Below are 13161 nucleotides of genomic sequence, written 5' to 3' on the forward strand. Positions count from 1 at the left end.
TTTGGTTTTTATTGCTGAACCGTTATTTCACCAGGCATCGGAATATACTTGTTCAATTGTAAGCCGCCCAACTTCGGATCATCACAAGTTGATTCAGGAGCTAGGGTATTTTGAGCGCACGTCTGATCTAAACAGCAGGTTTCTGCGTTCCAGTTGTCGCGAACTTTAATTCTAATCTTACTCTTACAGTACCCAGCGCTTGTGCCGTCGGGGTTGGTCGGACAACAAATGTATTTTGAACCAGCGTTAAAGTCTGTGCAACTTTCAGTGGTGTCGCACTGGCCGGCATCATTACCGATCGAAGCGCAATATCGCTGCATTTCCCAATGGTCATAGGTGTGATAGCTGGTAAACGGATTTTTTTCATTGGGCCGGTCGCGCAACCTTGAACCGGATACCGCTGTAACATTACCGTCGCCCCAGAAGACGCTATAAGAAACAATTGGCAACTGGTTTGGATCGTCAACCACTGTGAAATCAAGCTGAATCGATTCAGCGCCTTTCACCACCAAACTCTGCGTCCCGTTGACTTTAATAGTGTCAGGCCTGATTGTCGGGCGTTGGCGGCAAACCTCGCCCTCACCGCGTGTTGCGCCGTCACAATACCCATATTCCGCAAGGTCAGCTTCCCAATCATCAAAGACATCCCAACCGCTTGTTTGGTTATCGCCCTCAACGTAGTAGTCATCAGCCTTGGTGTCTGCCGCACCTTCCTGCCAATCCCAGACGCCATAGCTCTTCAAGAAAATATTTTTTAGGCTGTCAGCTCCCTGATGCAATTCGCCCATTCTGGCCTGATGCGGTTGAGCAATAGAAAGCAAAGGCGGTTCATAGAACAGCGGCTGGCGATAAACGGCCGTTTCCCGGGTATCCCAGTTGCCCGGATTTTGCGAATTGGTCGGCGGGACCGCTGAACCAAACGGTTCAAAATCAGAACTTTGATACTGATTACACACTGGATTTAACAAACAGTCGCCATCGGACTCACACGTAATATTAGTCGGCAATGCCGGATCAACATAATTACATTTATTGTCGTCACAGGTTGCTTCACATTTTTCAAGCTCCGCTTCAAATTTGTCAAAATCATACGGCTCATTATATAGATAATACCCCTTGCGGCTGGCCGTATCCGCCAAGACATATTTAGAGCCAGGGAATACCCGCGACAACCAGGCCTTACTAATACCGCTGGCATCAACAACCCGAACCAAGCGCTTGCAATAAGTCACGCTTTCATCCGCACTGTAGAATTTGCCAACCATGCCGGTCTGAGTGATCATACCGGGATGTTCAAACCGGATAACGCCTCCTAAGATGTCACCGTTAATCTCCGGGATCGGATCGGTTAAATCAGCAATCTGCGAAAATTCATCCCGATCAGTCACCACCTGGAATACCGAATACGGCCCAAACTTCACCCCAAACCAGCCGGCAAATTCTTCTTGAGACGGGTAATCTATGCCGGAACCGGCATCGGCCGCGGAAGTAAAGACATCCCAAATATCGTTCCAGTCACCAACATCAAAAGCAAACAGTCCGTCGCTAATCACTTGAAACACCGCCAAAATAATCTGCGGCGCCGCACCGGCTAACGACGTACTTAATGAAATACCGGAAATTAAACTGTTGATAATAGTAGTATTGTCTGCTAACGGCTCAGTGAATGTGATATAGGTATGAAGATATACCCCGATGAAATCAACCGGTAACGCCGACTGAATCAAATCATAGGCCGTTGAAAAATAAGTCACCAAATCCATGGCCGCAGCGCCGCCCATAGCCACCGCAATAATACCAACAATTACCGTCAACATCAGCGATACGTCACCGCGAACATAAACTACAACCGGCACCACGCCGTTTTTCTCGCTGTCTTGGGTTCTAATCTGCATGTCCCAATCACTATAGCCAATCCAGACATTCGGTTCTGCCCAGGCCGGAAGTGATGACATAATCTGATCTCTCAAGGTGTTTCGTAAAGTCGCCACAAAACCGCTGTCTGACATTTGAGAATCCAAATTAATCAAACCGATACCTTCTAAGAATGATAAGAAAGCATTATTTCTCAAAAATTCCGTCATCGGGTTAGCCTGACCGCTAATAATCGGATATTGAATATGGAACGACAACTCCTGGCTGTCCATAATAAACGGCCGCTGGTAATACGATGGCGTATAATCGTAATGAATTTTAACCGTATCAACATACGGGAAGCGATACTGAATCTGGTACTCTTCTGGGATATTAAAGGTTAAAAACTCAGTCGGAGTACCTTTTTCGTCGTGGAATGATGCGCTGGCTTGCGAAGTGTCAAACGTCGCATAGCTATACCCCTCTTCAATTGCCGGCAAAGTGCCGGTTTCCATACAGTAATAAAGCGGCGCTGGGATGTCAGGAGCAAAAAATTCATCGTTGCCTTCGCCAGCAATGCTGTCAACCGGCCACCACTGAACACACTGACTCGGGTTAGCCGGGTCAGTAGTCAAACAATACCCATCACGACCGCTATATAACGTCTTGTCTCGATAGTATCGGCAGGCAAGCGAACTGGCCTCCGGATACACGCGACAGGTGCGGTTAATGAAATCGTTACTGACGTCCGTCGGTTCCTGTTGAACTCTTAACACCGGCTGTAAGCTGATCTCATCATATAGCGCGTAACCACTAATATCACACCCAGTTTCATTTTTGTTATCTCGACAAAAACTAATATCATCATCACCATGGACAGGTGGTGCATCGTTTTGAAGATAAATTTTTAGATTGTTATCATTAGCCTTAAACCGATACGTTAAATGCGTCCAATCAGACCCCGCATCAACCGCCAAACAACAAAGCTCACTAGCTTCATCAACCGGATCCTGCTTACACAGTTCATCCTGATTAGCCGGGTTCCAGCCTTTAATGCTGTCTTTGGTCAGACAAATTTGTCCGGAAACCACGCGGTCGGCGGCACTGTCTCTGGTACGGCTATCAATGCTTTCACTGGAAAGATTAAAGGTATTAATCCAGCCCGACAAAATGTATTCCGCATCTTTTTCAACGTCAATTTCACCGCTTTGCACTTGGTATGAGGTGCTAAGTTTCAAATATCCACCTTCAATGGCTGAGCGAAGATCATCTTCAACAATATATTTATATGGCTGCCAGCCCTGACTGTCGTCGTAATCGCCAATACTGTTATTGATATACGGCGACCAACCGATTGGTTCGCGGCGTTTATCAAAAACCGTCTCAAAGTTACCATTAGTCACTAGTGCTGAGCTTCCTTCTTGGGTCATTTCGGCATACGGGAAGTAGCCGTGTACAATGTCATTAGCAATCGCGGCATTCGCAAATTGGAATCCGGCCTGACTATAGCCGCTTAAGTTAGAAATTTGTTCGGTGTCCTGATAGTAATCCGACCGATTATCAATCGTGGGGTTGGCTGGATCAGCAGTAGTAACTAAAATATTGCTGTCGCAGTTGCCGTTTTCGTCCAGCGAATTACACAGCCCCAGACTGAGACATTCAGTTCGTTCACCACCGTTTTCATCAAAGGTTTTGGCGGCTGATTTGCAATATAACCAGCTTTCACAGGTACGGTCTGGCTTGACTTTCAATACTACGTTTGAATCGCACGGCCCGGCACAATCAATAATCGGTAAACCGTTATTCACCGGAATACCACTAGTGTCACCGTCATAGGTCAGGTACCCAACGTCGTCTTCACCAACATTATAGTTAACCTGGCTGCGATCATTAAACAAGACACATTCATTGTCCAAATCAACCACCCCGTTACAGCTCAACTTATCAACCGAATCAGCCAAGACATAATCAACGCCAGCTTTTCTTAAGAAGATTTCCTTAATCTTAGTTTGAGGACTAGACATTTCAAGACGGACCTTGCAGTTGCGGGGTTCTGTCAGGGTAAAACGAACTGAATAATTAATTTCACGCTCAGGGAAGTTAGGAATATTGCCAACAGTACGAGTTTCTTCCTGATAGGCATCGGGCGGAATTCGGAAAGAATCCGCACTCAACGTTTCCACTGAGTGGTCATAAGAAGTAAAACCAGGGCAGTCCACAATTTCAATGCTGGTGCCGCTTTCTTCGTCCAGACGCTGTTTAGTGGTAATACCAAACACATAAATAGTATCGGCCTCTATGGAAACTGCTTTTTGTTCCAACGTATTAGGTTGCGCATCCCAACCGTCCGGAACATTATCTTCATTGAAATCTTTATCAAGCATGCCGTTAAACAGCAAGTTCTTGGAAATGGCTGAAGCCGAATCAATAAACTGCGTACAGCTGCTAAATTCACCCGGACAAATTCCGGCGTACCAGTGGTCAGACGAGTCGGGTCCCGGATGGACGCCGCCTACCGGTGATTCAGTCAACGGACAATCAGGGGTCTGCGAAGATGAGCCAATCTTAAACCAACCGTAACTTGATTGATTTTCAATCTTACGGTACTCACAAGTCCGCGCTCCCGGATTCTTGAAATAGGTAAAGCCTTTTGAGCTCTGCCATTCCTGACAGCCAACCTCTTCATTGCCACACAAAATTGAATCGTACTTATCCGGATCATTTATAAGATATGCTGTTTGGTAGCCTGAAACAATTTGGCTGGTGTTATCAACAACCGTAATCTGAGGCAAGCCGACTGCCTGACAACCTTTTTGATCCGAACCACATTGCTGTTCGGGCCGGGTGGTCATATATACCAAATTGTCCGCTGGCACCTTAACGTCGGCGATACCGTCAGAAGCGTTAAAATTCTGTTCAAACGGACTGCTGGAGTTTTGCGTATCAATCAATGCTTCGCAACCAATCGCTTCTTCACGACACAAACTGGTAAATGATTTCAAATTATGAACTCGATTGTATGAGTCAAAATACTGAGCACAGCCAAGCATAAACTGCGGCGCCTGAATTGGCGGATCAACAAACGGATTGGTGTCGCAGCTACTTGGCGTTTCCCAAGAATTCTTAATGACGTACTCGTAATTTTGAACCTCCTTAATTTCAATGTTATCAACAAAGAACCGGTCTTGCGCCACTGATTCTTCGGCCGTATCTTTGTCTGACGAAACTAACCGAAGTCGTAAACCGTCCTGAAAAGTATCATAGACAAACGGTCCAAATTTATAATAATTCCAATCTGGCCCAAAAGAAGTCGTACCGACAACGTACCCCGGACTAAACTGTAACTGAATGTCACTTGCCACGCTGCCGGTGCCGCTCTTGGCCCAGAAACTGATAACGTATGTACGGCCCGGAGTCATATAATTATTCATCATGCCGCACTGATCGTCACCTATAGCTATAGTACAATAATCATCCGTGTTGAAATAATCCCGCGCCACACACTCTCCTAACTCCGGATCAAAGCAGTCAAACAAAGTTTCTTCGTCGCACAACGGCAACGCGTCCGAGCAAGTAACCGGATTATTATCATCACCACCCAAAACTCCCCAAGTGGTAACAACTCGCTGGTTATATTTATTATTACCGCCCGTATTCTGAACTGTTTCCGGCGCAATTGAGTGGCCCGTAACCGTCAACGCCTCAGAACTGATTGTCCCATAATGCCAACCATTCAAATCACCGTCTTCAAAGTTATCAAAGTAAGTTGTAAAAATATTGGCACCAGCATTACCGCGGTACTCACGACAACCAGCAGCATCAGCCGAACAGCTAATGCCTTCATTAGGAATCGCCTGGTAGACACAGGCGCTGTTTTGAGCGTCCCAACGGCCGTTGCTGAAATTGCAGTTTTCTTCCGCATCTAAATCAGTTTCACCTAACCGAGTCTTTCTGAACGGATGGCAGTCCAGCGAACATGAAATTGTGTTGTCATAAATACGATATAATGTCTCACCCGTAACAGAAATTAGCTCTTTACAAAACGGGTTAACTTCCAAATCATCAGCCTCATTACAACACTCCGGCAAGCCGTTGCCGTCAAGCGTTTTATTTGAACACCATTCGTCCGGCCAGCGGTCAATTTCCGCTGTGTCAATCGCGTATTTCGGTTGATTATCTTCCGCTGACAAGCTATAAATCTTTAACTGGAAGCCGGTTTCTTCTGAACCTTGCCAGGCAAAAAAGCTCTGGCAGGAGGCTTCATTTGGTTTTTCGCAAAGGCGCAGATACTTATAATGCTCCAGACCTTCACCACCAAGTGCTACTTCGTCCAAATTAGTAAATTCATCACATCCGGCTTGACTGGCATTACAAGAAACCGCCGTATCAGGAATAAAGAATTCTAATGACTCCTGGTTTTCAAACAAGGTTGATGATTGTTTATATGATTCGTAACCGACACATTCAAGCGGACAGTAATCCTGCAATCCGACTACCCCTGGAACGGTGGTGCCGCCGCGTAGCGGTCGATAGGCTTCACAGCCAACCTCCTGCGGCTGACAATAGTACGCATAATTGTAGCATTCCGGGGCGTCAATTTGGTGACAACAAAACTGTCCGGTCGGATCGCACGCATCTTCGCGCCACAGCATTGTCTCGCCAACACAAAGCGGTTTGGTCACTTCATCTAATACATACGGGCTCGGCAAGCTTGGACTGTATCCCTGACAATCAAGCGATGCAGGCGGTTTTTTCAGGTAGATGTCGTTAACCTTGCCGTAATCTTTATAGGCGGTGGTCGTCGGGTTTAAAGCATCAACTTCCTCAACCTGCAGGCCGTCAAGATATAAGGTCTCCGGATAAAGCGAATTATTATTAAAAGATATTTTGAAATCAAATCCCCTGTCCCTGGTAACGATCGGGTCCATGACAATTCGCTGCCACTGGTCATTTAACGTCATGCCTGAACGGCCGTTAAATTTCAGGTGAGAATAATCGTATAAACACTCATCGTTGGGGTTTCCCGTTCCGGTCGCGGCACTCTGACAAGTCTCATTGCCATTGGGCCAGAAGCAGGCAATGGTGCGATCTAATTTACAAAAACTATCATTAGGTTCAGCATCAGACAAAATTTCAGAATACCACCTGGTGCCGTTTTCAGGTTCGGCGATATAATCAGTTTTTGCCCAAAAAGAAACTCGGTAGGTAGTGTTTGGTCTCATGCCGACAATCGGCAACGTTTCAAAATCTCGAGCATTAGTCTGGCCGGGATCGTTAGTTAATTTTACACTGTAATTATCAATCGGACTGTCAGCGCTTCGCTCACACTTAACCTCGCCGTCACAAGTTTCTGTCGCCGGATGATTTTCGCCACTTGACCATCCCGGTGGAATCTCGCCAACGTCAGTCCAATCTTCAAAACTTGAATTAACTACCAAGTTAGTTCCGATGTTTGGCAGCGTTCTGATAAATTTAGAACAACCGCCATCTTCCTGGTTACATGTTTGCGCATCCCGATCAAGATGAAGCTTGCTTTGATCTTTCTGGACTGAAGCTGCCAACGTTAATCTGACCGGATTAGCAATACAGCTTTCCGAAACTTTGAATTCATCAAACCAGGCCGTGCCACTCTTGGGGCTGCCATTTACATTAATATTTATTCTGGTGTTACCAAAAGTCTTAAATTCAAACGAGAAGTACTGCCAAGAATTCTTAATTAGGTTTGAGATGTCAAAAGTGGTAGTTTCCAAAACCGCTCCCGCCTCGTTTAATGCTTCCACCTCCAGCGTAATGGTTCCGGCGTTCAAACGATTGAACACTCGTCCAGACAACGTATAAAATTTAAATCCGCTGGCATCATCAACCGGCAAAGAGAAGGAGTCCGATTTTAATTTATGACTGCCGCTTGCCGCCGCCACATAATAGCGGATACTGTGGCTACCGGTTCCGGGCGGATACACTTGCTCGGTTGAACCAGTAACGCGCTGCCAGTACTGTTTTTGGTTGGGGTCGGTCACCGACCAGCCTTGAGCAACATATTTGTTTGCATCTTCGCTCGCCGTATACGGCTGTTCAAAACTGGCATTGGGCAATTGATTTGTCAGACCGTCGCAACTGCTTGAAGTACAAGACACCCCGCCATACGGAATCGGCTCGGTACACGATGTCGCAACAACGCACGCCGTACCATTCCACCATTCCGAATTCGGACCACAACTCTGATTTAACGTTACCTGCGCCGAAGAACTAGCGTCGGCACAGCTGTAACTGCCTTCAGGAATCACGCAACTGGCAACCAAATTGCAGCCACCGGGGCGGTTACAGGTGGCCATAACGCCCTCGCCCGGATCAAGACAGGTCCAGACATCGCTTTTAGCGTTATACTCTTGGCAGTACCACTGGCAGCCGGCATTATCAATATTACAGCCGTTATAATCAAGACTATTTTCCAAATAGCTCACGACCTGCCCCGAAGACGATTGAAATGTCTGACAAGTGTTAAAGTAATCTGGACAACTTGAACCCTGCAAATTCCAGATTCTTTTTTCTTCAGAACAATACCCATAATACTTGCAGGTACCGTCGTCATTTTCCTCCAAACAAGTTTGATAGTCAGCACAGTATTCGGCACGGGCCAGAACTCGGCTGGGTGAAACGTCTAAGTCATCATTATAATCATTGTCCTGGTTGGAATCGTACCCAGGAACGGTGCTCTCGTAGACAATCTTTGGACCGTATCCTTCAGCCTTACAAATATGGCTTGGGCTCTTTAAGACCCACTGCGGATCAATTAAGCCGTAATAAACACTGTCAGGGTTTTCAAATTCCGCGATCAACTGATTTAAGCTAAAGGTTTTGCCCGGATCAAACTGTTTAACCGCCTTGGCCGCCAATTCCCAGCCAACCGGCACAATCCGGTGAGCCCGCAAAATCACAATACTGCGGTATGGGATACCATTGTAGATTGATGAGGGATCATAGTCGGTAAAACCAAACGGTGCGTCGCCGTTAATCAGCCCCTTTTTAATCGCTTCCTTTAAGGTTAATTCCTGCTCAACCGCCGAGCGAAAACTTTGAGTAATAACACATTCATCCGGTCCGGGATTATCCGGATCAGAACAAAATGCCATTCTGGTCAAAACGTCATACTGTTCAGTAACCGTCTGGCCGGCTTCAAATAAACTTAAAAATCTGAGTTCAGCCGCATCACGACCGCCGAACCGCTGCGAACCCGACTGTCCGGTGTATAAGTCGTCGTAACTGGAGCCGCCGAAATTGGGCAACCCCGGAAAAGCAAACGGGAAATTAAAGAAGTCCGAACCGTCGTCACCTGAATCGTCCGCCAAACCTTCTTCAAAAATTCGCTGGAACAGTTTACCAACTAATGTGTTAAGAAAAGTCGCAATCGGATTTAAAACCAAATCGCCAAATACTGCTTTAGAAGCTTCAAGCTCTGACGGGTTATCAACCAGCTGCTTCATCGCCCACTCTTCAACTAATGTTCCAGGAGTTTTGATGATATTAGAAATCTTTGAAATAATCCCCTTAAATTCGCTTCCCGTTGCCCGACCAAAGACCGCTTCAACTAATTCGCTGGTGGTTTTTTGATAATACTTATTAAAAACTTCTAAACCGATGGTGACATCATTATTGCCGGATTGAAATGCAACTTCAAACCGATCCAAAAAATCTTCGTCGCTGACAAATGACTCCCAGTTTTGAACCATCTGACTGACGCTACAATCCGGTTTTCGCGGCCGGCTCAAATTACTAATACCGCCGGCCAAACCTAATTTAATACTAAAGTTTGGTTCACAAAGATTAATATTTTCAACCCAGTTTCCGGCCAAATCATTTAAGAATTCTCCGGCCGCGCCGTCAACTGCGTCCTGCAAGTAAGCCCCCCAGCCTTCCGTGTAAAACAATGGCTGCTGGCCTTCACCACCGGACGCTAGCCAGGTAGCAGTATCATAGGCAATTTGATTTAATAAATTGTTTAAAGCTTCAATCGCCGCCGCAAAAATCGTATGTTTCAACACATTGTCGCCTTTTTGTTTAAGCCATTCTTGAATCCACAAACCTTCTCGTTCGGCAAGATTTTCAGCTGCTTCACCACGGTCAGCGGCGCTGTCTTTTTCGGTTAATCCCTGCTGAGTTGGATCGCTCACCTGAACACCAGCAGCAGAACCGGACGGATTTGATGCCAACACCGGCAATGGATAAAGTACCGCCGGTACTACCAGCGTTGAAATCATTTGAATAATTACTGCCACGGTGACGGTTTTTTTCAAAACAAAAAACCACTTTGAGGAAGCAACTTTTTCTTCCTGCAAGTCGGAAACCTCCTGACGTAATGTTTTATCTTGTCTCAACATTATTGACTAGTTTGACCGTTAGTTTTATTGGCGTTAGTAACTGTTTCTGAAACCAGCTGCATCAATTCCTGATCGTCTAATTCGTTCAAAATTTCTTGGGAAACGCCCGCACTCTTAAGCAGTTCTCTCACCTGAGCCGGCGTTAAATTATTAATATCCTGTCCGGCTAAACCGGTGCTAACCGTCGGACTTGGCTGCTCTTGTTTAATCTGATTGAGCAGCTCTTGGTATAGCGCCAAAATTTCTTGGTCGCTAAGCTGTGCAAGTTCCTGAGGATCTAGCCCTTCCTGAACCAAAGCGCGTCGCAATTGAGCCGCTCGTTCCTCGTCGGTAGCCTGCAAATCAATACCAACCAACGAACCTGACTGCGGGTCTAAAACCGACCACTCGACAAAACAGTCTTTACCTTCAGGACATGTTGGGTTGGTTTTCTTGGCAATTTCAGTCTTATCATCAATGCCGTCGGAATCAGTATCTGGTAAATATGGGCTAGTTGCGTAGATTTTAAGCTCATCATAATCCGAAAGACCGTCTAGATCAGTATCTTTCTGGCGCAATCCAAGCAAATCCTGCTCCGTGTTAATGTTGGCGTTCAGGGTAAGAGGATCAGTCGGTTTAACCACAAAGTAACTGTTGATATTCCACTTGAATTGAAAAAATCCCAGCACTACCGCGGCTAGGCCCAACACCAATATCGTTGCCGATAATAAATGATCAACTTTTTTCTTATCATGAAAAAAATTAACTATTTTCTGCTTGATTGGCTTTTTTTGTTGCAGTCCCTGGGGATCATTGTGATAAATTTCCTCAAGGATATTATTATTTTCTGCTTTTTTTTCTCTAAAAGCCATGCTTACATTAGCAAATAAATTAAAACAAGCTCTAACAGAAAAACAGTTACCGATTTTGATTAACTAGTTAGATATATTATAGCAAAAAATCGCGGTCCATGCCAAGATAAAATGAGCTTATTTTTTTAAATAAGAGCTTAATGCCGCGCTCAAGCGTAGCCAGTCATTAACTGAAAGATTCTGCGCCCGGATTTGTTCATCAAAATTGGCTTGGTTGAGTATTTTTTTAACTTCACCAGGCGGTATCTTTAGTCCTGAAGCTAAGTTGTTATGAAGCTGTTTACGCCGGGCAGCAAAGCCGATTTTCACAACCTGCCAAAAAAATTTCTCTGTTACCAGTCCGGAAAAAAAGTTATCCACCGCTACCTTATCTTTAATAGCAGAAATTTGAATAATTGCCGAGTCAACTTTCGGACTTGGCCAAAAATCATGCCGGCTAACCACTTCAATAATTTTTGGCTGGCCGTATAACTGAACCGAAACTGCCAGTAAACTCATGGCACCAGGTAACGCACAAATCCTTTCAGCAACTTCCTTTTGCAATAATAGAGTAAAACTCTTTGGTGTCGCCGGACCGGTTAAAAATTTTTTAAGAAAAAAAGAAGTAATGGTATACGGTAAATTAGCAACTATCTTATATTCACCAGAAATAGCATCAGCGACATCAAATTTTAAGATGTCTGCCTCAACCAGCTTTAAATTAGGCTGGTTAATAAACTTCGTTTTCAAAAAAGTAAACAATCTCTTATCTAGTTCAACGCTGACCACCTGCCGGGCTTGTTTGACTAAACTCTCGGTTAAAATTCCTAATCCCGGACCAACTTCCAGCACAACGTCCTGGTTAGTTACCTGTGAAGACTCAATCATCAAATCAATTACCTCTTGGTTTAGCAAAAAATTTTGGCCCTTGTCTTTTGTCGGTTTAATGCCGTAACTTTGACAGATATCTTTAACCTGATTGATAAACTCTTTTGTTATCATAGTTTTACTAATAGTGTTGTAGCTGTTATAATAAAAACGCTATTATTTAATCACTTCCATATGATTGTCCCCGAAGGATTGATGCATAAAAAAGTAAATATTTTAGTTGCCTTGCTAATTATTCTTATTGTTGCCATCTCAGCCGCATTTGCCATCTCAGCCCAAGCTATTCCAGGCATTGGACTGCGAGTTATTGCTCCGCCAATCAAATGCACTCCCGACCCTTACGGCGCTACGTGTCTTGCCAGCTGTCCTATCTGCGGTGACATCGCTGGATGTTCAAGCCTTTTTGAAACCAAGGCCATGTACCTGGGCGGATCAAATGTTTTATATAAAGGCCAGGCGCTCTGTACCAACCAACCAATGCCCAACCGGGGCGGCACTTTCAGACCGGGTGTTACCTGCCTTGGATCACTGATTGGCATGGGGCCCCATCTCTTCGTTCAATTCGGCTGCGGACGCTAAATTTTTGGCTTAATTAAACCAATTCTTATCACTTCTAACTGCGAACCTTCAACCTTAACCAATGTTGAGGGTTTTATCTTAGGCAAATTGCCTGCATCAATAACCAGTTGTGGCTGATATTTCTGATTTTGAAATTCCGCAATCACGGCTTTAGCGCTATAAAGATTCTTACCGCCCGACAAGTTGGCCGAAGTTGCAATCAATGGTCTGCCGGCGCGCAAGGCGAGGCGACGAGCAATACTATTAGCCGGCACCCTAACGGCAAAACGGCCGTTAACCACAATAGACAGCGGACCCGGCCAATATTTTTTCGCCAATTTCAGATTAGTACCACTTAACTTAAAAAAAGTCTTTGCCTGATTTACGCTGGAAGCAATCAACGTAAATTTTTCATCTTTTCGATTTTTAATCCTAAGAATGTTTTTAGTAACTCGCTTTGAATCAAATAATCCGCCTAGAGCATAGGCGGTATCGGTCGGGTAAACGATCACGCCGCCTTGTTTTAAGATTTTAACGGCCTGACTGATACCGGATTGATCGGATTTAACAACTTTCATAAAAGAATTTTCAATTTCTAATTTTCAATTACCAGATCAGATGTTTGAAAATTATTTTATTGAATATTAATTGAAGAT

The 13161-nt window shown here is 45.0% G+C and carries 5 protein-coding genes; 1 reads left to right on the plus strand and 4 read right to left on the minus strand.

Annotation, left to right across the window (positions count from 1 at the left end):
* Positions 1–8: 8 nt before the first annotated feature.
* From HUU49_02925 to rsmA, 3 genes are all read right to left on the minus strand, one after another.
* Positions 9–10229, minus strand: a complete 10221-nt coding sequence (locus HUU49_02925; GenBank protein ID NUM25557.1) for a hypothetical protein — start codon at positions 10227–10229, stop codon at positions 9–11.
* Positions 10229–11080 carry a hypothetical protein gene (locus tag HUU49_02930; protein NUM25558.1) on the minus strand — a complete coding sequence of 284 codons (852 nt, stop codon included), beginning with the start codon at positions 11078–11080 and terminating at the stop codon, positions 10229–10231. The genes HUU49_02925 and HUU49_02930 overlap by 1 nt, the downstream gene beginning before the upstream one ends.
* A 117-nt stretch (positions 11081–11197) precedes the next feature.
* A complete protein-coding gene (rsmA, locus tag HUU49_02935; protein ID NUM25559.1) occupies positions 11198–12061 on the minus strand; it encodes a ribosomal RNA small subunit methyltransferase A in 864 nt (287 codons plus the stop codon).
* A 60-nt stretch (positions 12062–12121) separates the two neighbouring features.
* Here rsmA and HUU49_02940 point away from each other — a divergent pair, with 60 nt between their 5' ends.
* Positions 12122–12526 carry a hypothetical protein gene (locus HUU49_02940; GenBank protein ID NUM25560.1) on the plus strand — a complete coding sequence of 135 codons (405 nt, stop codon included), beginning with the start codon at positions 12122–12124 and terminating at the stop codon, positions 12524–12526.
* On the opposite strand, the gene HUU49_02945 is transcribed toward HUU49_02940, so the two are convergent.
* Positions 12523–13083 (minus strand): L-threonylcarbamoyladenylate synthase, encoded by a 561-nt coding sequence (locus tag HUU49_02945; GenBank protein NUM25561.1) that lies wholly within the window; start codon positions 13081–13083, stop codon positions 12523–12525. The genes HUU49_02940 and HUU49_02945 overlap by 4 nt on opposite strands.
* Between the last annotated feature and the right edge of the window lie 78 nt (positions 13084–13161).

The sequence above is a fragment of the Candidatus Buchananbacteria bacterium genome (genome assembly GCA_013359225.1).
Taxonomy (GTDB): Bacteria; Patescibacteriota; Patescibacteriia; order Buchananbacterales; family UBA6539; genus JABWCG01.